This is a genomic window from Macrococcus sp. PK (genome assembly GCF_022501545.1).
In the GTDB taxonomy this organism is placed as follows: Bacteria; Bacillota; Bacilli; order Staphylococcales; family Staphylococcaceae; genus Macrococcoides; species Macrococcoides epidermidis.
On sequence record NZ_JAEPRF010000002.1, the window covers coordinates 111,891 to 137,553 of the forward strand.

22 protein-coding genes are annotated in these 25,663 nt (G+C 36.0%); 17 read left to right on the plus strand and 5 right to left on the minus strand.

Translation table 11 applies throughout. The features are described 5' to 3' along the window. Window positions 1–20 precede the first annotated feature (20 nt). Window positions 21–305, minus strand: coding sequence for a hypothetical protein (locus JJJ02_RS00875; protein ID WP_240836852.1), 285 nt, complete (start codon window positions 303–305; stop codon window positions 21–23). Between the two features lie 93 nt (window positions 306–398). Here JJJ02_RS00875 and JJJ02_RS00880 point away from each other — a divergent pair, with 93 nt between their 5' ends. The 14 genes from JJJ02_RS00880 to ccpA all read left to right on the plus strand — a co-directional run bounded on the left by JJJ02_RS00880 (window position 399) and on the right by ccpA (window position 15,387). Beyond that, window positions 399–1,463: a M42 family metallopeptidase gene (locus JJJ02_RS00880; protein WP_240836854.1), complete on the plus strand. Its 1,065-nt coding sequence runs from the start codon at window positions 399–401 to the stop codon at window positions 1,461–1,463. A 140-nt stretch (window positions 1,464–1,603) separates the two neighbouring features. Next, complete coding sequence (locus JJJ02_RS00885) at window positions 1,604–2,368, plus strand: amino acid ABC transporter substrate-binding protein (protein WP_111716536.1); 765 nt, start codon at window positions 1,604–1,606, stop codon at window positions 2,366–2,368. After that, window positions 2,352–3,071 (plus strand): amino acid ABC transporter permease, encoded by a 720-nt coding sequence (locus JJJ02_RS00890; RefSeq protein ID WP_111716538.1) that lies wholly within the window; start codon window positions 2,352–2,354, stop codon window positions 3,069–3,071. The genes JJJ02_RS00885 and JJJ02_RS00890 overlap by 17 nt, the downstream gene beginning before the upstream one ends. Continuing rightward, window positions 3,068–3,796 carry an amino acid ABC transporter ATP-binding protein gene (locus tag JJJ02_RS00895; RefSeq protein ID WP_240836856.1) on the plus strand — a complete coding sequence of 243 codons (729 nt, stop codon included), beginning with the start codon at window positions 3,068–3,070 and terminating at the stop codon, window positions 3,794–3,796. Before JJJ02_RS00890 ends, JJJ02_RS00895 begins: the two co-directional genes overlap by 4 nt. 148 nt (window positions 3,797–3,944) lie before the next feature. After that, on the plus strand, window positions 3,945–4,943 hold the full coding sequence (locus tag JJJ02_RS00900) for a PTS sugar transporter subunit IIC (RefSeq protein WP_240836858.1): 999 nt from the start codon (window positions 3,945–3,947) through the stop codon (window positions 4,941–4,943). 4 nt (window positions 4,944–4,947) lie between these two features. Next, complete coding sequence (locus JJJ02_RS00905; protein WP_240836860.1) at window positions 4,948–5,256, plus strand: thioredoxin family protein; 309 nt, start codon at window positions 4,948–4,950, stop codon at window positions 5,254–5,256. Between the two features lie 77 nt (window positions 5,257–5,333). Then, complete coding sequence (locus tag JJJ02_RS00910; protein ID WP_240836862.1) at window positions 5,334–6,209, plus strand: DUF1444 family protein; 876 nt, start codon at window positions 5,334–5,336, stop codon at window positions 6,207–6,209. A 125-nt stretch (window positions 6,210–6,334) separates the two neighbouring features. After that, a complete protein-coding gene (ytpR, locus tag JJJ02_RS00915; RefSeq protein WP_240836864.1) occupies window positions 6,335–6,931 on the plus strand; it encodes a YtpR family tRNA-binding protein in 597 nt (198 codons plus the stop codon). Between the two features lie 9 nt (window positions 6,932–6,940). Then, the gene (locus JJJ02_RS00920) at window positions 6,941–10,579 is read left to right on the plus strand and encodes a DNA translocase FtsK (RefSeq protein ID WP_240836866.1); all 3,639 of its coding nucleotides are present in this window, start codon (window positions 6,941–6,943) and stop codon (window positions 10,577–10,579) included. Window positions 10,580–10,590: 11 nt separating this feature from the next. Continuing rightward, window positions 10,591–11,886, plus strand: coding sequence for a UDP-N-acetylmuramate--L-alanine ligase (gene murC, locus JJJ02_RS00925; protein ID WP_239242554.1), 1,296 nt, complete (start codon window positions 10,591–10,593; stop codon window positions 11,884–11,886). Between the two features lie 82 nt (window positions 11,887–11,968). Continuing rightward, the gene (locus JJJ02_RS00930) at window positions 11,969–12,514 is read left to right on the plus strand and encodes a DUF948 domain-containing protein (protein ID WP_240836868.1); all 546 of its coding nucleotides are present in this window, start codon (window positions 11,969–11,971) and stop codon (window positions 12,512–12,514) included. A gap of 105 nt (window positions 12,515–12,619) precedes the next feature. Beyond that, window positions 12,620–13,159 carry a YtxH domain-containing protein gene (locus tag JJJ02_RS00935; protein ID WP_239242553.1) on the plus strand — a complete coding sequence of 180 codons (540 nt, stop codon included), beginning with the start codon at window positions 12,620–12,622 and terminating at the stop codon, window positions 13,157–13,159. A gap of 82 nt (window positions 13,160–13,241) precedes the next feature. Then, a complete protein-coding gene (locus JJJ02_RS00940; RefSeq protein WP_133423999.1) occupies window positions 13,242–14,312 on the plus strand; it encodes a bifunctional 3-deoxy-7-phosphoheptulonate synthase/chorismate mutase in 1,071 nt (356 codons plus the stop codon). A gap of 85 nt (window positions 14,313–14,397) precedes the next feature. After that, on the plus strand, window positions 14,398–15,387 hold the full coding sequence (ccpA, locus tag JJJ02_RS00945) for a catabolite control protein A (protein ID WP_240836870.1): 990 nt from the start codon (window positions 14,398–14,400) through the stop codon (window positions 15,385–15,387). Between the two features lie 72 nt (window positions 15,388–15,459). On the opposite strand, the gene JJJ02_RS00950 is transcribed toward ccpA, so the two are convergent. The 3 genes from JJJ02_RS00950 to JJJ02_RS00960 are packed head-to-tail and all read right to left on the minus strand — an operon-like array spanning window position 15,460 to window position 17,873. After that, complete coding sequence (locus JJJ02_RS00950; protein ID WP_240836872.1) at window positions 15,460–16,596, minus strand: acetoin utilization protein AcuC; 1,137 nt, start codon at window positions 16,594–16,596, stop codon at window positions 15,460–15,462. Then, window positions 16,593–17,231, minus strand: coding sequence for a CBS and ACT domain-containing protein (locus JJJ02_RS00955; protein WP_240836874.1), 639 nt, complete (start codon window positions 17,229–17,231; stop codon window positions 16,593–16,595). Before JJJ02_RS00955 ends, JJJ02_RS00950 begins: the two co-directional genes overlap by 4 nt. A gap of 9 nt (window positions 17,232–17,240) precedes the next feature. Next, complete coding sequence (locus tag JJJ02_RS00960) at window positions 17,241–17,873, minus strand: GNAT family N-acetyltransferase (protein ID WP_240836876.1); 633 nt, start codon at window positions 17,871–17,873, stop codon at window positions 17,241–17,243. A 131-nt stretch (window positions 17,874–18,004) separates the two neighbouring features. Here JJJ02_RS00960 and acsA point away from each other — a divergent pair, with 131 nt between their 5' ends. Both acsA and JJJ02_RS00970 read left to right on the plus strand, forming a co-directional pair. Next, window positions 18,005–19,717 (plus strand): acetate--CoA ligase, encoded by a 1,713-nt coding sequence (gene acsA, locus JJJ02_RS00965; protein WP_240836877.1) that lies wholly within the window; start codon window positions 18,005–18,007, stop codon window positions 19,715–19,717. A gap of 103 nt (window positions 19,718–19,820) precedes the next feature. Beyond that, entirely contained in the window at window positions 19,821–21,488 is a 1,668-nt protein-coding gene (locus JJJ02_RS00970) for a formate--tetrahydrofolate ligase (RefSeq protein WP_111716559.1), read from the plus strand. An 83-nt stretch (window positions 21,489–21,571) separates the two neighbouring features. Here JJJ02_RS00970 and JJJ02_RS00975 read toward each other — a convergent pair whose 3' ends face one another. Then, complete coding sequence (locus JJJ02_RS00975; RefSeq protein ID WP_240836878.1) at window positions 21,572–23,974, minus strand: transglycosylase domain-containing protein; 2,403 nt, start codon at window positions 23,972–23,974, stop codon at window positions 21,572–21,574. Window positions 23,975–24,364: 390 nt separating this feature from the next. Here JJJ02_RS00975 and tyrS point away from each other — a divergent pair, with 390 nt between their 5' ends. Continuing rightward, window positions 24,365–25,621 carry a tyrosine--tRNA ligase gene (gene tyrS / locus JJJ02_RS00980; RefSeq protein WP_240836879.1) on the plus strand — a complete coding sequence of 419 codons (1,257 nt, stop codon included), beginning with the start codon at window positions 24,365–24,367 and terminating at the stop codon, window positions 25,619–25,621. The last annotated feature ends 42 nt before the right edge of the window (window positions 25,622–25,663 follow it).

Here is a 25,663-nt window from a genome sequence, read left to right on the forward strand (position 1 = left end):
CATCTTTATATTCAATTAATTTAAATCTCAATTGTGTCGATGAGTTCACCGGTATAAGCATCGATTGTAAATTCGTAATCTTTATCCTGCGTATTAATGATACCGCGATAAATGTGAGAGATCTGACCAAACTTTTCTTGTTTTTCTGGTTCATATACGATAGCTGAACCTGTGACGTGATCGAAGTTTGTCAGCACCTGTTGTAGCAGCGTTTCTGGGTGCTGCATCGTCATATGATGACGTAGTTGATAAGCGATAATACCAGTGACTACAATAACGGGAATGATGATTTGATATTTTTTCATAGTTAAAAGTCCTCTCATCAATAAATTTGGAAGCAAAGCGTATAACTTTTAGGTTAACGTTTTGATTATATTCTAACATAAGGAGCAAAAAACATGACAGAACAACTATTAGATACGATAAAAACTTTAACTGAATTACATGGTGCGCCAGGACATGAACGTCTCGTACGTGATTATCTGTTAAAAAGATTATCACCACTGGCAGACGAAGTATTACAAGATGGCTTAGGTGGCGTCTTCTTTGTAAAGAAATCAAAACAGGACAATGCTAAACGCATCATGATTGCAGCACATATGGATGAAGTCGGATTCATGGTAACAGATATTACGGAAAAAGGATTACTTAAATTCACGGAAATCGGTGGGTGGCCAGCAGATGTCCTGCAGGCTCAAAAGATGCAAGTATTAACGCGTGACAACAAAACATATAGTGGTGTAATTGGCAGTGTGCCTGCACATTTTAGAACAGGTAAGGAAGCAACACCGCAAATTAAAGATATGTTACTTGATGTGGGAGCAGAAAGTAAAGAACAAGTATTAGCAATGGGCATCCAAATCGGTGATTCAATCGTTCCGGCAGTTGATTTTGAACAATTGACTGAGAACAGATTCCTATGTAAAGCATGGGACAATCGTTATGGATGTACAATTATCGTCGACCTGTTTGAACAATTAAAAGATACAGACTTACCGTTTGACCTTTATGTAGGTGCAAACGTGCAGGAAGAAGTTGGATTACGTGGTGCAGGGCCGTCTGCAAATATGATCAAACCAGACTTAGCATTTGTCGTTGATTGTTCACCAGCCAATGACACTGCAGGAAGTAATGCGAATGGTAAACTAGGCGAGGGAACGCTCGTTCGAATTATTGATAGAACGATGATTTTGAAACCGTCATTTAAACAATGGCTTGAAGAAATCTATGAAACAAATGATATTCAACATCAATATTATACTTCACCAGGTGGTACGGATGGTGGCGTTATCCATACTGCTTTACAAGGCATTCCGACAGCAGTAATCGGTGTGCCAGCACGTTATATCCATTCCAATCACACAATTTTTGATATTCGGGACTATTATGCAGCACGTGATGGACTGCTTGCATTACTCAAAAACGTCAATGATGAAAAAATTGAATATTTAAAGATGAATTAATAGTTTACTTTTTATTGAGATGAAGCGATAGTATTTGCTTCATCTTTTTCATCTTGAGTATCTTTTTATTGACTTAAAATTAAAATGCTTTAAAATAAAACCTATTCCGAGTAAATTGATAAGAATAGGAGAATGGAAAATTGAAAAAATTATTAGCTTTATTGTTTACAGCATTATTTATTTTAGCAGCATGTGGTAGTAATGACTCAGATAAAAAAGACAGCAAGAAAGAGATCACGATTGGAACAGAAGGTACTTATGCACCATTTACTTTCCATGATAAGAACAACAAATTAACAGGTTTCGATGTGGAAGTAGCAGAAGCAGTAGCGAAAAAAGCAGGATATAAAGTGAAATTCGTAGAAACACAATGGGATTCAATGTTCTCGGGTCTTAACTCTGGTCGTTTCGATACGATTGCAAACCAGGTAGGTATGGATGCAGATCGTAAGAAGAAATATAATTTCTCTAAACCATACACTTACACACAAGGTGTATTAGTAACACGTAAAAATTCAGATATTAAATCATTTGATGACGTTAAAGGTCGCGCATTAGCACAAACTTTAACATCTAATTACGGCAAATTAGCGAAAGAAAAAGGCGCTAAAGTAACTTCAGTTGAAGGATTTAATCAGGCGATGGAAATGGTACTATCTAACCGTGTTGAAGCAACTTTTAATGATAAAATTTCAGTATTAGATTACTTAAAACAAAAGAAAAATGCTGATATCAAAATTGTTGAAGGTAACGCTGAGAAAACACAATCAGGATTTGTATTTACTAAGAAAACAGATGAGAAAATCATCAAAGATTTTGATAAAGCATTAGATGCATTACAAAAAGACGGTACAATGAAAAAAATCAGTGAAAAATGGTTCGGTGAAGATGTCACTCGTCCTTAATGAAGAAATGTCCCATGCCCTGAATGCGGCGGCTCAAGCTTTTGAGCCAATGCTTTGGGGTTTAGTCAAATATTCGATTCCGATTGCGATTGTTACGTTTATACTAGGATTTATTATTGCGATATTTACGGCGCTTGCACGTATTTCTAATAATAAATTATTACGCATTCCAGCGCGTGTTTACGTATCAATCTTCCGAGGCACACCAATGCTTGTTCAGATGTTTATTATCTTCTTCGGTATCCCTGAAATCGGCCGTCTGATTACAGGTGATCCGGATCAGGCATTTAAACTCGGATCCATTACAGCTGCTATTATTTCATTAAGTTTAAATGTTGGTGCTTATGGTTCTGAAATCATTCGTGGTGGTATATTATCAGTACCGCACGGACAAACTGAAGCAGCATATTCAATCGGGATGAGCCCAAAGAAAACGATGCAACGCATCATCTTACCACAGGCTATTCGTACAGCAACACCAGCATTAGGAAACACATTCCTGAGTTTAATTAAAGATACATCCCTATTAGGATATATATTGGTGGCTGAAATGTTTAGAAATGCGCAGCAAGTTGCCTCAACAACATATGAATTCTTATCAATCTATACTTTAGTGGCGATTATGTACTGGGTGGTTTGTTTCATCGTTTCAATCATTCAAGGTATTTATGAAGAACGTGTTGAAAGGAAGTATCAACGATGATTTCAATACAAAATTTAGTTAAAAAATTTGGTGAAAAAACTGTACTTAAAGATATTGATCTTGAAGTTGCGAATGGTGAAGTTGTCGTACTTATCGGTCGTAGTGGTTCAGGTAAAACGACATTACTGCGTACAATGAATGCGTTAGAAATCCCTACATCAGGTACTGTGACTGTTGATGGTGTAACTTACACAGCAAACGACAAAAAATCACAAATTGCAGTACGTAAGAAAACAGGGATGGTATTTCAAAACTTCCAGCTGTTTCCTCATATGACTGCTCTTGAAAACGTAATGGAAGGCTTAGTGCAAGTGAAAGGCATGAGTAAAGTGGAAGCGGAGAAAATTGCGGTAAATTTACTTGAAAAAGTTGATTTATTACATGTTAAAGATCAGTATCCAATTTCTCTTTCTGGTGGACAGCAACAACGTGTAGGTATTGCAAGAGCACTTGCGATGAATCCGAAAGTGATGCTATTCGATGAACCGACATCAGCACTTGACCCAGAGCTTGTGCAAGACGTTCTGAAAGTCATTAAAGGCTTAAGAGATGAAGGAATGACGATGGTGATCGTTACGCATGAAATGGCATTCGCAAGAAGTGTTGCCGACAAAGTTGCGTTTATCCATGATGGACGTATCGAAGAGTTAGATCATCCGGAACAAATCTTCACAAATCCAAAGTCAGAACATTTACAGCGGTTCTTAAACATTATATCGATTTAATTGAATCATTCATTTGCATATGCAGGTGAATGATTTTTTTGTAATGATTGATAAGCACACCTTAATCACAATATAATCAATTTACATATGTTATTATTAAATACATTTGTGCTATGATAATGAAAATGATATTAAAGGAGCTGGCAGTTTGAAAGCATTACTTAAACGTTGGTTTGTTGATGGAATGAGCTTTATGGCATTAGGTTTATTCTGTTCGTTGATTATCGGTCTTATTTTAGAAACTGTAGGAACAGAGTTAAAGCCTTTTCTAGACACTTCATTATTGATAGAAATCGGTAAACTGGCAAAACTTTATACCGGTGCAGCAGTAGGCGTTGCCGTTGCATTTGGTTTAGGTGCAAAGCCAATGGTCATATTTGCGAGTGCGGTAACTGGTATGTATGGCTATGAGCAAGGTGGGGCTGCTGGAACGTATGTGGTCAGTCTAGCAACAGCTGAGCTAGGTAGATTTTATAGTGGTAAAACAAAGATTGATATTATATTGACACCACTTTTAACATTAGTAATCGGAGCAATCATTGCCAAGCTTGTAGGACCATTTATTCAGGCATTTATGTTGTCACTTGGTGAATTTATTACATTTGCTACAGACCAACAACCGTTACTTATGGGAATTCTTGTTTCTCTTATTTTTGGACTTACTTTATCTAGTCCAATCTCGAGTGCAGCTTTAGCACTGATGTTAGGTATTAATGGCACTGCAGCGGCTGCTGCTACAATCGGCTGTTGTTGTCATATGATTGGTTTTGCGGTGACAAGTTTTAAAGATAACGGTATACAAGGATTGATTGCGCATGGTATTGGAACGAGTAAGATTCAAATTCCAAACTACATGTTACATCCATTTATTTTAGTGCCGCCTGTGATCGCGAGTATTATTGTGGCACCAATTATGACGATGCTCTGGCCAATGAAAAATGCTGCTGCAGGTGCTGGGATGGGGACGAGTGGTTTCGTAGGACAGATTATGACAATCAAAACGATGGGCAGTAGTTTAACAACATGGTTGCAGATTGGACTGTTTCATTTCCTTTTACCTGGTGTTATCAGTTATATTGTATATATAATGATGAGCCGAGCTAATATTATCAAAGCCGGCGAACAAAAGATTAACACAGGAGGTTAACGTAATGAAAAAGATAGAGCATATTGAGGCATTTAGAGAAGCGATTACACAACCAACGATAGCAATGTTTACTGCAACGTGGTGTCCGGATTGTCACTTTATTGATCCGTTGATGCCTGAAATCGAAGCAGAAAATCCAGAATACCAGTTTATTTCTATCGACAGAGATGAATTTATTGATTTAGCAGTAGAATATGAAGTGATGGGTATTCCGAGCTTTATCGCATTTAAAGATTCTGAAGTAATCGGACGTTTTGTATCGAAAGATAGAAAAACAAAAGAACAAGTGAACGAATTTATACAAAGTTTATAAAATATGTTAACCACTACGCGTTGCTTTAAACGGTAGTGGTTTTATTGTACAATGAAAGTTATGTGAGGAGTGAGAATGTGAATGTTTTTGAAATAAGAGATCGATTGACTGAATCATTAGATACTTCAATCGTTTCAACAAAGTTTGACCGTAAAGAAGAAACACTGCGCGTAGAGCGTCTTGATAATAATAAAGGTTTAACGATAAAGCTTGCACCTGTTGCAGCTAAATATAAAGAGAAGAAAGAAAGCATTATTGAAGAAGTATTATATTATATCAACGAAACCATTCAGGCGATGGGCAATACGACTTTGCCGGAAGGTGCGAAGATCATGCCTGTTATTCGTTCGACGAGTTTTCCTAAAGCACAAAATGATGTGCCGTTTTTAATTACAGAACATACGGCAGAAACAAATATTTATTACGCGATAGATTTAGGCAAGTCATATCGTTTAATTGATGCAGAGATTCAAAGTGAATTAGGTATTGATGAAACACACATTAAAGAACAAGCTTTATTTAATGTAAAAGGGTTAAAGACGACGTATAAAACAGATGTTGTCGCAGGCAATACATATTATTTCTTCAATGCTAATGATGGTTATGATGCAAGTCGCATATTAAACAAGCAGCTGTTAAAAGATTTTGAAGCACACATTACTGGAGAAATGTTAGTTGCTACACCTCATGCAGATGTTTTGATAATCGCTGATATTCAAAATGAAACGGGGTATGACGTACTTGCACAAATGATGATGACTTTCTTTGCGAATGGACTCGTACCGATTACATCTTTATCTTTCCAGTATAAAGATGATGTGTTAACACCGGTATTTATATTAGGAAAGAATAATGCAAAGCGTGATCAGGAAGCAATCAAGCGTATTGAAAGTAACCGTCAGAAGTTTATGGCAGAACAAGCGCAACAAACACAACATAAAGACAAAAAATGATGATATCATTAAATTATATTGAGTGTAATATTTCTGTTATTTTTAATTGATTTTTTAAGAAAAACGATTGAATAAAGCATATAATAGATAAAGAATAATAATACAAACTTTTAAGGAGCAAACATATGAATATTTTTTATAACAAAGTCGTTGGAGATTATTTATTTATTACATTAGAACCAGTTGATGGACCATTTGAATATGAAACGAACGGTGATATCATCACGATAAAAAAAGATAACAAAGTCGTAGGATATAACGTTAGCGGTGTTGAAACATTAGGATTAGATACAAATGGACAAGTAAAATTAGATGAAAATTTAATGTCTAAAATTAATGACCTATTATTACAAAAAGGATTAGAAGCACCATTAGAAGTAGATTTATCACCTAAATTCGTAGTAGGTTTTGTTGAAATATGTGAGAAACACCCTGATGCTGATAAATTAAATGTCACAACGGTTGATGTCGGGACTGAAAAATTACAGATTGTCTGTGGCGCAAAAAATATCGCACAAGGTCAGAAAGTTGTAGTCGCAAAAGTTGGTGCTGTCATGCCGAGCGGGATGCAGATTAAAGATGCTGAGCTACGTGGTGTACCTTCAAAAGGTATGATTTGTTCGGAACGTGAATTAGGATTAACAGATTCTGAAGAGAAAAAAGGTATTTTAGTACTAGATGATTCGCGTGAGATTGGCGAAGACTTCTTTAAAGCAGAATAGGGTGATAACATGAGTTGGTTTGATAAACTATTTGGAGAATCATCAGAGAAAACAGAACATACGCAAGATCAAACACATGAAGACGATGTCTATCGCAGACCACGAGGAAAATTCAGATTCCCACTAAATGTAGAAAATATTAAAACAGCAGAACATCATCGTACACTAGATAATGTTAATGATGCACAGATTACAGATGATAATCATGAATATATTGAACCGGTTCAACCTCGTCGTGAAACATATATTGCTCAAAATGAAAGTGTAAACACAGAAGAAATTAGAGCATCATTTTCCTCTGATTACGTTCCAAGACGTGAAAGAAGAAGAGGTAGAAATAGCGAACAGCAATCATTTCATACAAGACGCACTGAATCATTAAGTAATAATGAAGCTATTGATCGTTATCAGCCTAAGACAAGATTAAACGATACACCAAAGTATACTTCATATCAACCGAAGGATAAACGTAATAGCATTCATAAAGCTAACAATACACAGACATTCAGTGAGAAACAATATAGTGTACATCAGCCTAAATTTAAAGCATCTGTTGTACCTTCAGCTATCTATGGTACGAAGCCAAGAAAAGATCCGGCATCTTTAAAGCAACCAATTCAGCCGCTACAAGGTAAGAAAACAGTAGAAGCGAGACCTGCAACCCCGACACATCGTAAAGAAGATAATACAGTCAATATTGAGAATGTCTATGCTTCTCAAATTGTTGCTGAAATTAGACGTGAACGCGAAAAAAAATTGCAGCGTAAAAAAGCGTTTGAACAAGAACGTGAACTTAAGAAACTTCAGGAGTTAGAAATATCTTCGATGATGCGTGAAGAAAAAAGTGATGTTGAATATGTTCACGCTGAACCGGAAACAACTGAATTTGACGAACGTGTAACGATTATTGAAGAAGATGTTGTCGTACACGAACCCGTTATCAATCATATTGATTTGACTGAAGACAGTGAAGAAGATGTCAGTGAAATAGAAGAACATGAAATAGAAGAAAGTATTGATGAAACAGAAGCCATCACTATTTCTGAAGGTGAAAGATATACGTATTCTACAAAGACACCATTTAATCCTGCTAATGCTGAGCGTTTAACAATTATTGAAGCAGCAGAAGAACAAAGTTATGAAGACGAAACTGCTGATGATGGTAAAGAAGAAATTGCTGAAGTGGAAGAAGTAACACTTTTAGAGCGTGACGTTGAAACATTGGAACAAACATCAACAGAAGATGAATTCTTAGATGAGAATGTGACGTTCGAACCGTTAGAAGAGCAACCGATTGAAATCGATGATGATGCTTATGAGATGATTGATGAAGATTTAGAATATAAAGAAGAATCTGAAGAAGTAATTAGTGAAACTACAGATGTTTGTACAGCACATTCAAAATCATTAGAACCGATACTTGAACCGGATTTCAAACAAATGTCAGAGGTCGATGTAGTAGTTTCTGGAGATAGTGAGTATGAAGCAGTTGATGAAAATTCTTTAGAACCCGTTATTCCGTTAATTGAAACTGAGGAAGATACCGAAGTATTCGATGAATTAGATGCTACTGAAGAAAAAGACGTTATTGATAAGTTGGATACTACAAAAGCGCACGCATCATTTGAACCTGTTCTTACGCCTGAAAATACAGAAGAAATGACTCTACATGAGTTAACAATTGATGATAGTGATCAATTAGATGAAACAAATGAAGCAGAACAAAGCGTTGTTACAGGTAATATCAATCAACATCTTTCTTCAGGACATTACGTTCAAGTTGAAAATAATGAGATTAAAGCAAATATTCGTGATCATCTGCCGCAAGCCGTTATCTCATCAGCACAACAACCTAAAAAGAAAGTATCACCATTCAATGTCGTCATGACACCAAGTGATAAACGCCGTTTACTGGATAAAAAACGACAAGCTGAAAATCAGCTGTCACAGAATATTCAGCAAAACGAAGTAAAAGATCATTTGAATGCTGTTGAACAGACGGACGTTGCTGAAGATGTTACGATTGCAGATGATATTCAGCAGTCATTTGAACAGCAGGGTACGGCAGAGGAAAATATCGTTCAGCAAGATCATAACGCAGTCGAAGAAGTAAAAGAAACAGAAGAAGTAGATAAAGATATTGAAACAGTAGAAGAAGAAAATATATCAACTACTGTAACTGCATCACAACCTCAATCTAATCAGATTGTGAGCAACAATGGGTATCCAGTGAAAAAAGAACCGACGAAGCGTATCGGTCCAAAATATTTGTTACCACCGGTTTCTCTATTAAATCCTGAAGATAAGGTAGAACGCGATGAAACGTGGGTAGAAGAACATAAAGCACAGCTGGATGATGCTTTCTATCACTTTAATGTTCCGGCAAAGGTTGAAAATGTTGTCGTCGGTCCATCCGTTACACGTTTTGAACTGTCTGTTGAAAAAGGTGTGAAAGTTTCTCGCATTACAAATTTACAGGATGATATTAAGATGGCACTTGCCGCTAAAGATATTCGTATTGAAGCACCGATTCCAGGCACTTCACTTGTAGGTGTAGAAGTACCTAACGTTGAAACGCGTAATGTAAATTTAAGCGAAGTTTTATTCAGTAAGAAGATGAAATTTGCAGAGAGTAAACTTACAGTAGCACTTGGTGCTCGTATTAATAACGAGCCGATGATTATGGATCTTGCTAAGATGCCTCACGGTCTAATCGCTGGAGCTACAGGTTCTGGTAAATCAGTTTGTATCAATTCGATATTAGTTTCGTTATTATATAGAAATAATCCGAATGAGCTTAAATTACTATTAATCGATCCGAAGATGGTAGAACTTGCGCCGTATAATGATTTACCGCATTTAATTGCGCCTGTTATAACAGATGTGAAAGCAGCAACAGAAAGTTTAAAATGGGTCGTTGAAGAGATGGAACGTCGTTACAAAATATTTGCAGATATTCATGTTCGTAATATTACTGCTTATAATCAGAAGGTAAGTTACGTAGAGCGTTTACCGAAGATTGTCATCGTTATCGATGAGTTAGCGGATTTAATGATGATGTCTCCGCAAGATGTAGAGCATGCTATCGCACGTATTGCACAAAAAGCACGTGCTGCCGGTATCCATATGATTCTAGCAACACAACGCCCTTCAGTAAATGTAATAACAGGACTGATTAAAGCAAATGTTCCTACGCGAATTGCCTTTATGGTTTCTTCAGCAGTCGACTCAAGAACAATCATTGATAGTGGCGGAGCTGAAAAGCTTTTAGGAAATGGCGATATGTTGTATCTTGGTAATGGAATGAATAAACCAATTCGAATTCAAGGTAACTTTGTTTCTGATGAAGAAATAGATGCAGTTGTTCAATATGTCAAGACACAAGGTGAACCGAATTATTTATTTCAGGAAAAAGAATTGCTGAAGAAAGTTTCGGAAACACCTAAAGATGAATTATTTAATGAAATTTGTGATTTTATGATTGATGAAGGTCATATTTCAACATCTCAAATTCAACGTAGATTCCAGATTGGTTATAATCGTGCTGCACGCATTATCGATCAGCTGGAAGAAATGGGTTACGTTAGTGGCCAGAACGGCTCTAAACCAAGAGCAGTATTAATAACGGAAAAACAAGCAGAATATTAGGAGATGAGCACATGACTTTATATCATTTCGTTGGTATTAAAGGTTCAGGAATGAGTGCATTAGCACATATCTTATTCGATATGGGTGAACAGGTTCAAGGTTCAGATATCGAAAAGGAATTTTTTACGGAGATAGGTTTGCGTGATAAAGGGATTACAATCCTTCCATTCAATGCAGATAATATTAAAGAAGGTATGACTGTTATTGCTGGGAATGCATTTCCCGACGATCATGAAGAGATTGTCCGTGCAAAAGTGTTAGGTTTAGAAGTGATTCGCTATCATAAGTTTTTAGGAGACTTTATGAGTCGTTACATTTCTGTAGCAGTAACTGGCGCTCATGGTAAAACGAGTACAACAGGTCTTTTATCTCATGTGATGAATGGAGATAAAAAAACATCATTCTTAATTGGTGATGGTACAGGTATGGGTATGCCAGGCAGTGAATACTTTGCCTTTGAAGCTTGTGAATATCGTCGTCACTTCTTAAGTTATTCACCTGACTATGCGATTATTACGAACGTAGATTTCGATCATCCCGATTACTTTAAATCTTTAGAGGACGTGTTCAGTGCATTCCAGGAAATGTCATATAAAGTGAAGAAGGCGATTGTAGCATGTGGAGATGATGAAAATCTTAAAGGATTAAAAGCAGATGTACCAATCTACTATTATGGATTAGGTGAACATAACAAAGTCACTGCTAAAAATGTTGAATCTGTAGATAATGGAACGACATTTGATGTCTATATTGACGGTAAGTTTATTGATCATTTCAAAACACCGATGTTTGGTAATCATCAAGTACTCAATGCTTTAGCCGTAATTACAATTTGTTATCTTGAAGACTTAGATATGGCTGCAATTAAGGATGCATTAGCTACTTTTGGTGGTGTGAAACGTCGTTTTAGTGAAAAGAAATTTGGTACACAAATCTTAATTGATGACTATGCACATCATCCAACTGAAATTAAAGCAACATTAGAATCTGCATCAAAAAAATATCCGAATAAAGAAATTGTAGCAGTTTTCCAACCGCATACTTTCTCAAGAACGAGTGCATTTCTGCAGGAATTTGCAGATAGTTTAAAAGTGGCTGACAAAACTTATTTATGTGATATATTCGGTTCTGCGAGAGAATCATCCGGAGAACTTACAATCAAGGATTTACAGACGTTAATTCCCAATGCTGAACTTATCAGTGAGACGTCAGTTGCTCAATTGAACACACATGAAAACAGCGTTATTATATTTATGGGTGCTGGCGATATACAAAAAGTTCAGAAATCTTATGAAAATCTTATATAACGTTACACAAAGTATGTTTAAGCTTTATTCAGCAGGGTATTTGACTAAATAACAAGAGTTATAAATAATAGGAGGCGTTTTTATGGAATGGATTTTACCAATCGCAGGATTAATCGCTGCAATTGCATTTTTAGTATTATGTATATTCTTAGGGTTGACTTTAATGTCAGTTAAGAAGAATTTAGACCATGTTGCTAAAACACTTGACGGTGTTGAAGGACAAATTCAAGGTATTACACGTGAATCAACTGATTTATTACACAAAACAAATCGTTTAGCTGAAGATGTTCAGGTTAAAGCTCAAAAATTAAATACAGTTGTTGATGCAGTAAGTGGTATCGGTTCAACGGTTCAAAACTTAAACAGTTCAGTGGATAATGTTACTTCTTCAATCACTCATAATATCTCACAAAACGATGACAAAATTTCTCAAGTTGTTCAATGGTCAAACGTAGCGATGGAAGTTGCTGACAAATGGCAAATGAGAAAACAACGTCGTAATTCAGTTAACTTTGCTGAAACAACAACTCCGAATTACGAGAACCATGTTAACCAAAACAATTTTAATGAAACACATACTAAAGGTGATCATTTAGACCAAGATAAAATCAATGCTGGTTTAAAATAATCATTAATTGGGAATGTACATATTGTACATTCCTTTATTTTTTGAATAAAATAAAGATTAAGTAATCAATAACAATCATTAATACATTAACGGAGGCGTTTAAAAATGACAAATACTTATAATAGAGACTTACATACACATACAGTAAAAGAATATAAAGTTCAAAAAGATACAACAGCACGTGACTTTTCAATCGGTTTAACTGCGGGATTAGTTGTTGGCTCATTTATCGGTTTACTTGTTGCACCGAAAGCAGGTAAAGATTTACAACAGGATTTAAGTCAAAAGTCAGAAAGTTTAAAAGCGAAATCAGTGGATCATTACAATAAACAAATTGAAAATGCACAAGGTTTCAAAGAAAAATCTAATGCATTTGCTGCAAAGTTAACAGAAAAAACAGCAGCATTAAAAGAGAAAGCAGTACAAAAATTAAATAATAGTGATAAAGATAATCATGTGACGTTTAATGAATTAGAGCGTCAAAAACAAGCGATTAAATCTGAAGTAAACGACGATACATTAGCACAACCGATTGCAATTGTAGATAAATCATTAGATACACCGATTAAAGATGAAGCTTTAACAGAACGTGAACAAACAATAAAAACAGCTAAAGATGCTGATAATAAAGCAAGAAACAAATAATATACAAATTTTTTCGGATTATGATAAAATAGTAGGCTGACGGTCTACTATTTTTTTAATTTATATAAAAGAGGTTATAGCGATGAATGAATTGAATCATTTACGAGACAGAATAGAAGCAATTAATATTGAAATCTTAAAGTTACTGAGCGAACGCGGTGAAATCGCTAAACAAATAGGTGAAGAAAAGCGTAAACAAGGCACTGCAATTTATGACCCTGAACGTGAAAAAGAAATGATTAACATGTTACTGGATAAAAACGATGGACCATTTGATGATAATGTGATCAAGCAGTTGTTTAAAGAAATCTTTAAAGCATCGACAGAATTACAAAAATCAAATAGTGAAAAGCATCTTTTAGTATCACGTAAATTAAAACCAGAAGATACGATTGTTTCTTTTGATAATGGAGCGATTATTGGTGACGGTAAAAAGTCATTTGTATTTGGTCCCTGTTCAGTAGAATCTATTGAACAGGTGGATGCAGTTGCGAAAAATTTACATCAAAAAGGTGAGCAATTTATTAGAGGCGGTGCATTTAAACCAAGAACTTCTCCTTATGACTTCCAGGGACTAGGTGTTGAAGGTCTAAAGATATTAGGTGAAATGAAAAAACGCTATGACTTAAATGTTGTAAGTGAAATTGTTAATCCAAACCATTTTGATCTTGCTGATCCATATGTGGATGTATTTCAGATCGGTGCACGTAATATGCAGAATTTCGAATTATTAAAAGAAGCGGGAAAAACAAATAAACCAATTCTTTTAAAACGAGGATTAAGTGCTACAATTGAGGAATTTATCTATGCTGCCGAGTATATTTATGCCAATGGTAATAATAAGATCATACTTTGTGAACGAGGTATTAGAACCTATGAGAAAGCGACACGTAATACATTAGATATATCTGCAGTACCAATTCTTAAACAAGGTACGCATCTGCCTGTATTGGTAGATGTGACGCATTCAACGGGTCGTAAAGATATTATGTTACCAGTTGCACGTGCAGCTTTAGCAGTTGGAGCAGATGGTGTGATGGCAGAAGTACATCCTGATCCGTCTGTTGCATTGAGTGATGCAGGTCAACAGATGGACCTTAACGAATTTGAAACTTTCTATCAGGAAATTACAAAGGCAGCACGAAATTATTAACAATTTGTGAATTTGCTAACTTGAAAAATGAAAAAGTTATGAAAACGTGTTAGAATAATAAATAAAACGGTTACAGGAGGATAAAATGACAGTTACAATATATGATGTTGCTCGCGAAGCAAAAGTTTCGATGGCAACTGTCTCTCGTGTGGTGAACGGCAATCCAAACGTGAAACCAGCGACAAGAGATAGAGTTAATGAAGTAATTAAAAGATTAAACTATAGACCGAATGCAGTTGCACGTGGTCTAGCAAGTAAAAAAACAACGACAGTTGGTGTTATCATTCCTGATATTTCAAATGTTTATTATTCTGAATTAGCACGTGGATTAGAAGATATTGCAACGATGTATAAATATCAGACAATCATTTCAAACTCAGATAACGATTCACAAAAAGAACAGGAAATCTTCAACAATTTATTATCTAAACAAGTTGATGGTATTATTTTCTTAGGCGGTACTTTATCTAAAGAAACGACAAATATTATTAAGACGTCTTCTGTTCCAGTCGTGGTATCAGGTACACATGACCTGGATGCAAGTTTACCAGCAGTAAATATAGATTACGTTAATGCAAGTAAGGAAATTACCGAGAAGTTCGTTCAAGATGGGGTGAAAAAGTTTGCTTTCGTTGGTGGAGGTTACTCTGAAAAAGCGCAAATTGATATATTAGAAGGTATGAAGTCAGTACTTTCAGCTAATAATATTGAACTTGATGAATCATCTATTTACATCGGACAAGAACAATATTTAGATGGCGAGAAAGCATACGAAGCAATTAAATCACAAAACCCTGAAGTGATTATGTGTATCAGTGATGAACAGGCAATCGGCATTGTTCATGCAGCTCAAGATGATGGGAAAGATATACCAAATGAATTACAGGTGATTAGTTTCAATAACACACGTCTTGTTAAGATGGTTCGTCCAAAATTATCAAGTGTGATGCAACCACTTTATGATATCGGTGCTGTCGGTATGCGATTACTTACTAAATATATGAATGATGAACAAATTGAAGAATCAAAGGTAACATTACCATACAGTATCGTCTATAGAGGTACTACGAAATAAAAATAAGCGATTAAACTGAATCAGTTTAATCGCTTATTTTTTTATGAATAATATGATATTTATTTTGTTAATTTAATAATGCATTAAAATTCTCTGAAGTGTCTGTTGATTTTTTTCTTCGATATCCAACCTTCTAGGGATTGCCTCGTAATTTTTCAGATCCTCATTCCATGTATGTGGCATCTTTATCTTTGATTTTGGCTGCCATTTATCAATCCAGGACTTCGGAATCTCTCCTGTTAAAGGAGGATTGCCTAACATCGCATTATAAACTTGTGCCCAGGCAAGTGGGGCGACCTGAAAGATATTATATCCACCGCCACCGATTGCAATCCACTTACCGTCTGTATACTTTGCAGCACACTGATTAACGATTTGAGGAACTGTCTGGTATGTTCGATGTGTGACAGATAAATGTGTCAATGGGTCAAGGTAATGAGCATCTGCACCATTTTGACTCAGTATAATATCAGGTTTAAAGAATTCACATGCTTTAATCAGACTTTCTCGGAATACATGAAGAAAAGAGTCATCTTCAGTATAGGCATCTACAGGTAAGTTCATACTATATAAATAACCGTTACCGTCTCCCTTTTCATGGATTGTTCCCGTACCTGGAAATAAATATCTTCCTGTTTCATGGATTGAATATGTGAAGACATCGTTATCATTATAAAATGAAAACTGAACGCCGTCTCCATGATGGGCATCTGTATCGATATAAAGCACGCGTTTATTATACTTTTGTCTCATATATTCAATCGCAACAGTGGAATCATTATAGATACAAAATCCGGAAGCACGACCTCGGAATCCATGATGTAATCCACCACCAAAGTTGCAAGCTGTTTTAGTCTGTCCGGTCATGACAGCATCTACAGCTGTTAACGTTGCTCCTACGAGTGTCGCACATTTATCATGCATGCCTTCAAAGTTTGGCGTATCATTTGAATTCAGACCAAACTTCTCACATTCTGATGTGATTAAAGTATTCTCTCCTGCATCTTTAACAGCTTGAATATACTCTGGTTGATGCCCAAGTAATAACTCCTCGTCTGTAGCAATACGAGGTGTAATGATTTTATCTTCAGGCAGTAACTGTAAAGCTTCTAGCAATGTTTTCGTTAACAGTAATCGCATTTGATTGAAAGGGTGATCGTTACTGAAACGGTATGCGAGCAGTGCATCATCATATACAAATAACGTCATAGGCTGTTTTCCATTGGATTGTATACCTGAAATCCTTTGGCCTCGAGTTCAGCAATGATTGTTTGAGGATGCATTGACATCATACGTACGCTTACGATTTTTTTGCCTGGATTTTTTTTATCACGAAATACGAGGACACTTTCTATTCCGGTCTTAAATCTATAGAACACTTCAGTCACTTCGTGAAGATTGCCCGGAATATCCGGTATTTGAATTTGAATTGTTGTTCCTGGTGTTACGACGCCTGTCAGTTCGATAAAAGTATTCAACATGTCTTTAGCAGTGACGATACCAACAACTTTGCCTCGTTTCACGACAGGAATACTACCGATATTCTCATTGTAAAAGTCTAGCGCAATTTCTTCTACGAAATCGAGTGGATGACATGTAATAACTTTTTTCGCCATAATCTTTGTTATCGGTACATTTAAATCCAGAACAAGACGGTCTTGTAAGTTTGACGGCAATGCCTGTTTAATATCTCGGTCGCTAATAATGCCGAGCAGTCTATTGTCATCATCAACAATTGGGACATGATGGATATTTTTTTCATGCATTAAAGTGATGATTTCTTCTATTGTGCCCTCTACATTGAATGTAATACAAGGACTTGTCATTATTCGTTCAACTAACATAGCATCCTCCTATAAGAAAAATCTGTTTAGAAACCTTAAATTATCAAACGCCTGAATCTGTTCATTATTAATCCGTTTGCCGATTCGTGCCATGAGTGAATTGGCAGGATGACTCGTAATTTCCGGGTCATTGGTTGAAAATACTTTCATACCACATCTGCCCATCATTTTCTGCATAATCTCTTTGTATTGAAACACATCAAGACCACTATTCTTTAAATCCCAGTGCCAGTAATATTCTGTCGTAATAACGATAAAATCTTCCATGGCATCATCCATCATAGCAACTCTCAGCATTTCACTCCCTAATCCTAATGCACGATAATCTTTACTAATTTCAATTGCACCAAGTTCTAAAATAAATTCAAGGTTACCATTGGACCACCGTTCCAACGGATCTGGATATAAGTAGGTAGTATACCCAATGATGTTAATACCATCGCGACAAATAATGATACGTCCTTCTTCGAGATCAGCAATTTCTATGATTGCTTCAAATTGTTCATCCGGTCGTCGAAAAGCTACGAGTCCTTTATCAAAGGTATATTTTTGAAGCGTATGACCATCAACAGGGCCTTCTATTATTAATTCGCGGTCATTAAATGTATACGTCGATTTGTGATAGGTTTTTATATGTTTCATGCATCCTCCTTGTAGTGTTAATGAAATATATTATTAAATACATAAAAATTTGCATATTTTTTGAATTATCAGTTAATTTTATTATATAATAAAAATGGAAATATTGAAAACGTTTACAAGGGGGATTTATTGTGAAGACAGAAATTTTTAAGGCAACAGCAGGTAATCATAATTTAAAGGATTATGATAAAACGTATGAGAACTTTGACTGGAAAGAGATTGAGAAGCATTTCTCATGGTCTGAAACAGGAAAAGTAAATATGGCATATGAATGTATCGATAAACATGTCGAAGATGGATATGGAGATAAAGTTGCATTACTTTATAAAGATGCGAGCAGAAATGAAAGCTATACATTTAAACAAATGATGGAGAATTCTAATAAAGCTGCGAATGTATTGGTGAAAGAAGCAGGCGTGAAAAAAGGGGATCGCGTCTTTATCTTTATGCCACGTTCACCTGAACTTTATTTTGCATTACTCGGCACGCTTAAGATTGGTGCTATCGTTGGTCCTTTATTTGAAGCGTTTATGGAGAAAGCAGTAAAAGATCGTCTGGAAAATAGTGAAGCAAGTGTCATCATCACGACAAATAGCTTACTTGGACGCATTCCACAAAGTGAATTACCGCATTTACAACATATCGTCGTAATCGATGATAATGTCGAAGATAAATACATAGATTTTAATCATCATTTTAAAGCTGCATCAACGGAGTTTGATGTAGAATGGTTAACACGTGACGATGGATTGATTCTGCATTACACGTCTGGCTCAACTGGACAACCTAAAGGTGTATTACATGTACAGAATGCAATGATTCAGCATTATATTTCAGGACTTTACGTATTAGACTTAAAAGAAGATGATGTATATTGGTGTACAGCAGATCCTGGGTGGGTAACTGGAACAAGTTACGGTATATTCGCACCATGGTTAAACCGTGCAACAAATGTCATCGCTGGGGGAAGATTCTCACCTGAAGGATGGTATGGTATTCTGGAACAGTTTAAAGTGACTGTCTGGTATTCAGCACCAACAGCTTTCCGTATGTTAATGGGAGCAGGAGATGAACTTGTTGAAAAGTATGATTTATCACATTTAAGACATATATTATCAGTTGGTGAACCATTAAACCCTGAAGTTGTAAAATGGGGAGATAAAGTATTTAAACTTCGTATTCACGATACTTGGTGGATGACTGAAACGGGTGCACATATGATTGTAAATATACCAGATATGGATATTAAATCAGGTTCTATGGGTAAACCATTGCCAGGTGTTCAGGCAGCTATCGTAGATGATTTAGGTAATGAGTTACCACCAAACAGAATGGGGAATTTAGCGATGAAAGCTGGTTGGCCATCGATGATGAAGACCATCTGGAATAATGAACCAAAGTATCAATCTTACTTCTTACCGGGTGATTGGTATATTTCAGGTGATAGTGCTTATATGGATGAAGATGGATATTTCTGGTTCCAGGGTCGTGTCGATGATGTAATTATGACTGCAGGAGAACGTGTTGGACCTTTTGAAGTTGAATCAAAGCTTGTTGAGCATCCTGCCGTTCAGGAAGCAGGGGTCATCGGTAAGCCGGATCCAGTTCGCGGTGAAATCATTAAAGCATTTATTGCTTTACGTGATGGTTATAAAGAAAGTGATGAGCTAAAAGAAGAAATCAGAGTGTTTGTAAAAGAAGGTCTTGCAGCACATGCAGCACCGCGAGAAATAGAATTTAAAGATAAATTACCAAAGACACGTTCAGGTAAAATTATGCGACGTGTACTTAAAGCATGGGAACTAGACTTACCAACTGGTGATTTATCAACGATGGAAGATTAAATGTAAATTTTACTTAAAATTTCTATGAAATTAGTCGACATCTTGAAAGCGTTATCTTATTATGGAATAGTAAAGACACTTTTAAGATTAGGAGAATGTGAAAATGACTAAATATTTATCAGATTTAGAAATCGCTAACCAAGCGACAGTTCGACCTATTTTGGAAATTGCAGAAGAAGCGGGAATCCCTGCTGATGCAGTTGAGCCTTATGGCCACTTTAAAGCAAAGATTGATACTTCTAAAGTGACTACAAACAAAGAAGGTAAGATTGTCCTTGTTACTGCGATGAGCCCAACACCAGCTGGAGAAGGTAAATCAACAGTAACTGTTGGTATCTCAGATGCATTTAAAGAGTTAGGTAAAAGTGTTATGGTTGCTTTACGTGAACCAAGTTTAGGACCTGTATTCGGTATGAAAGGTGGCGCTACTGGTGGTGGTCGTGCACAAGTATTACCGATGGAAGAAATCAACTTACATTTCAATGGCGACTTACATGCCATCACGACTGCAAATAATGCGTTAGCTGCATTCATCGACAACCATATTTATCAAGGTAACCAATTAAACATTGATCCACGTCGTGTTGAGTGGAAACGTGTTATTGATATGAACGATCGTACATTACGTCAAGTCGTTGTTGGTCTTGGTGGACCTTTCAAAGGTGTACCACGTGAAGATGGTTTCGATATTACTGTTGCTTCTGAAATCATGGCAGTATTCTGTTTATCAAATAACATCACTGACTTAAAAGAAAACTTAGGTAAGATGACAATTGGTTATACGTATGATCGTAAACCAGTTACAGTTAAAGATTTAGGTGTAGAAGGCGCGTTAACTTTAATCCTTAAGGATGCATTAAAACCAAACTTAGTGCAAACGATTGAAGGCACACCAGCCTTAATCCACGGAGGACCATTTGCAAATATCGCACACGGTTGTAACTCAATTATCGCAACGAAGACTGCACGTAAATTAGCTGATATCGTTGTTACTGAATCAGGATTCGGTTCTGACTTAGGTGCTGAGAAATTTATGGACATTAAAGCACGAAAAGCAGATATTAAACCAGATGCAATCGTTGTTGTAGCTACTATTCGTGCATTAAAAATGCATGGTGGCGTTGCTAAAACAGAACTTTCAAATGAAAATGTTGAAGCATTAAAATCAGGTATCCAAAACTTAGAAAAGCATATTGAGAATTTAAGATTATTTGGTGTTGAGCCGGTTATTGCTTTAAACAACTTTGTTACTGACACTGATGCTGAACGTGAATTCGTTCAAAACTGGGCAAAAGAACAAAATGTAAAATTAGCATTAACGGAAGTTTGGGAACATGGTGGAAAAGGCGGCGTTGAGCTAGCTAAATTAGTACTTGAAGTATTAGAAACACCACAAGATTTCAAACATTTATATGATTTATCTATGCCAGTTGAAGAGAAAATCCGTACAATTGTTCAAAAAATTTACGGTGCAGATGATGTAGTTTTTGCAGAGAAAGCTAGAAAGCAACTTAAAACAATTGCTGATAATGGATGGAATGAATATCCAGTATGTATGGCGAAGACGCAATACTCATTCTCTGATGATCCTACGAAATTAGGACGTCCATCAGGATTTAATGTTACAATTCGTGAATTAATTCCTAAAACTGGTGCAGGATTTATCGTTGCACTAACAGGTGATATCATGACAATGCCAGGTTTACCGAAACAACCAGCAGCTTTAAAAATGGATGTTGATGCAGACGGCAATGCAGTAGGGTTATTCTAATCCATATAAAAAAACTCACTAAAATTATTTTTAGTGAGTTTTTTTAAATAGAGCCTCCACGAAATGAATCGTGGAGGCTTGATTTATTGCGCAGTTTGATTATCTTTCTTCTTATCATTTGTTGGTTTTGCATTTTGATTTGCTTTTGATAAAGTATCTGCTGCACTTTGTTTGGATGAGATTTTCTTTCTTGTTTCAGGATCTAGTTTCTCACCTAAACGAGATAATACTTTATAGTCATCTAATATCTTTTGTGAAGTATCTGTCTTACTCCACACTAAGCTTTGCTTCACAGGTTCACCATCATCGCAAGATCCTTTTTGAGACATTGTATATTGACACATTTCAATCGTTTTAACACCATCAGGCTGATTAAATCTTTCGCCTACACCCATCTGTAGCTGATCCTGAGTGGTAATCTGATTGATAATATCACGCCATAATCGTAACTGGTAATGATTTTCTTCATCAAATGAAGTAGGGACGTCATATCCCATCCAGATGCCCATTGTTACTTTTGGATTATAACCGATAAATAAACTATCTTTACCTTCTTGCGCTGTACCTGTTTTTCCTGCCCAGTCCTGGTTGTACATAAATGTTCCTTTTAACTGATAACCACTACCTGTATCTAATACGCCACGCAGAATATCTGTCATAATATAAGATGTTTCAGGACTGTAAATGCGAATAGGACGCGCTTTGTGCTGATAGATGACTTTCCCGTCACGCGTTTTAATTGACTCAATCATATAGCTTTCCTGATAGTTCCCTTTATTTGCTAATGTAGAAAATCCATCGACATTGTTTTCTAACGTAATATCTGTTGCACCGAGCGTTAATGATAAGTTCTCTTGTTCTGACTTCGGTATATTAAAGTTCATTTTCTGCAATAATTCCCATGGCTTTCTATCCTGAATGCCAGAGTATAAACGTAATGTACTTAAGTTCAGTGAGTTCTCTAATGCATAACGCGTTGTTACAACGTTGTATTCCATTCTTGCATAGTTCTCAGGCGAGTAACCATTATAATTAAATCGTTTATCAAGTAATGATGCTTCTGGTGCAGTAACACCATACTCAATTGCTGGTGCATACGCTAATAATGGTTTGATTGTTGAACCCGGAGAACGTTTCGTTTTAGTCGCATGGTTATTTTGAGAATCATTATGATTACGCCCACCGATGAATGACAAAATTTTACCAGAGTCATTTTCTTTTAATAGAACGCCGACTTCCATATTGATTGGTTTTGTTTTACCATTAACATTTGCATTTCTGGCATAAGAATAGTAATTTGGGTTATCTTTAATCTGATCCATCGTATCAAAAATTTTCTTATGGATTGTCGTATCGATGATGTAACCATTATTTCGAATAGCACGATTTGCGATACCGACATATTTTTCTTCTAATACAGGTGTTTCATCTAATTCCTGGCGAGAAATATTATCTTTTTCAGCGAATATATATTTTAGAATATCAATTGCACGTGATTCAACTTCCTGAGTTAAGAATGGATACTTTTCGTTAGGTACTTCGAAATCTTTCGTAAATGATTTTTTTAGATTAAATTTTTTAGCCTGTTCATATTGCGCTTTCGTAATTTTTTTCTCTTGATACATACGCATTAGCACGTATTGTTGACGTTCAAAACCGAACTTTAAGTCTTTATCTTTCTTAATCTTTCCTGTTTGTAAGAACGGTGTGTATGTATAAGGATTTTGAGGCATTCCAGCAATATAAGCTGCTTGAGCGATATTTAATTTATTTGCGTCAACACCGAATATACCTTGTGCTGCAGCCTGAACTCCAGCAATATTTTGACCATTTGTATTGCGACCAAAGCTGACAACATTTAAATAAGCTTCAATAATTTCTTTTTTAGAGAGTGATTTCTCAACTTTAAATGAAAGCATCATTTCTTTTGCTTTACGTTTAAATGAAGTTTCATTCGTCAGCAGCTGGTTCTTAATGAGTTGTTGTGTTAGCGTACTACCCCCGCTTGTGACACCCATATTTAAAAACTCTTGTGCAGTTGCACGGATAAAAGCTTTTGGTACGATACCATTATGTTTATAGAAATTTTCGTCTTCTGTAGCAATTAATGCATCGACGACATGGGGACTCATTTTATTATACTTAATGACTTCACGTTGTACATCAGCATTAAGTGTACCAAGTGACTCACCGGTACCGAAATAAACGGTAGTACTCTGTGTCATTTCATATAATGATTTTTTCAGCGCAGTATTATTTTTTACGGGTTCATCTTTAACAAGCGCTAAAAAATAACCTGTGCCGAGTCCTAAAAGTAAAGTACCGATGAGTAATCCCGTTACTAACAAGAACAGAATAGTACGTGTAAGTGTTTCGTAAATACCGTGAAACCATACGTAAGGGGTAAATTCAATAGACTTAAAAGTTGATTTTATATTATCTTTCGTTTGTTTAGGTTTGAATATTTGACGTTGTTTTTTCGGCATACAAATTTCCTCCTGAATATTTTTTTAGTATATCATAATTTCAGGGACTTGACGTCATAGAATCTATTGTTTACACTAGTATCATAATTTAAATTGAACTGAATATAAAGGTTTTTAGGACAAGTAGTATGACACATTGAATGAAGAGACTTAGTGGTTGGTGCAAACTAAGCAATGAACATATGAATACACCTAAACTTTCGACCTTAAGGATAATGACCTTTTTCATTAATAAGTGATGATTTTATCATAAGTATGGTGGTACCGTGCATGAGCACCCTTACATTTTTTTGTAGGGGTGTTTTTTTATTTTATTATTAATCATTTATTGATTTTAAAGTCTTATCTATATCAGCAATTTAAACAATAAAATTTAGAGGAGGAACAAAGATGGCAAATGCATTATTAGAAGATTTAAGATGGAGAGGTTTAATCTATCAAGAAACACATCCTGAAGAGATTGAAGCATTACTGAATAAGGAGCGTGTCAGTGTATATTGTGGAACTGATCCAACAGCAGACAGCTTGCATATTGGTCACTTGTTACCCTTCATGACATTAAAACGATTCCAGCAACACGGTCATCGTCCTGTTGTATTAATCGGTGGCGCTACAGGAATGATCGGGGATCCATCAGGTCGTACAGATGAACGTACTTTACAGACATTAGATCAAGTTCAACGCAACGTAGATGGAATTTCTGCGCAAATGGAACAATTATTTGATTTCGGTGGCGATACAGGTGCGATGCGTGTTGATAATAAAGACTGGTTAGGTCAAATTGATCTATTAACATTCTTACGTGACTACGGGAAACATGTTGGTGTAAATTACTTATTAAGCAAGGATAGTATTGCATCACGTTTAGAGACAGGTATTTCATTTACGGAGTTCACTTATACAATATTACAGGCGATTGACTTCGGTCATTTAAACAAAGCACACAATGTTAAACTTCAAATCGGTGGTAGTGACCAGTGGGGGAACATTACGAGTGGTTTAGAGTTAATGCGTCGTATGTACGGTGAAGTGGAAGCATTTGGTATGACAGTACCATTAGTTGTGAAGTCAGACGGCAAGAAATTCGGTAAATCTGAAGGTGGCGCTGTCTGGTTAGATCGTACGAAGACTAGCCCGTACGAGTTCTACCAGTTCTGGATTAACACCCCGGATAGCGATGTAATTAAATTCTTAAAATACTTTACATTCTTAAGTAAAGAAGAAATTGATGCGTTAGAAAAGTCAGTTGAGACAGAACCACATTTACGTTTAGCTCAGAAAAAATTGGCTGAAGAAGTTACGAAATATGTACATGACGAAGCAGCTTTAGAAGAAGCGATCAATATCACTCAGGCTTTATTTAAAGGTGATTTAAAAGCCTTAACAGCAGATCAGTTACGTACGAGCTTTAAAGATGTACCGCAGAAAGCTGTAGAAAATACGAATCTGGTTGACGTATTAATTGAAGCGGGTATTGCGCCAAGTAAACGTCAGGCACGTGAAGATATTACGAACGGAGCGATTTCATTGAACGGTGAAAAAGTTACAGATACAAGTCATGAAATTACTTCAGCAGATAAAATTGAAGATGAATTTACAATAATTCGCCGTGGTAAGAAAAAGTACTTTATGATTACATATAAATAAATGATTTAATATTTAGAGATGAAGCATGTGCTCCATCTCTTT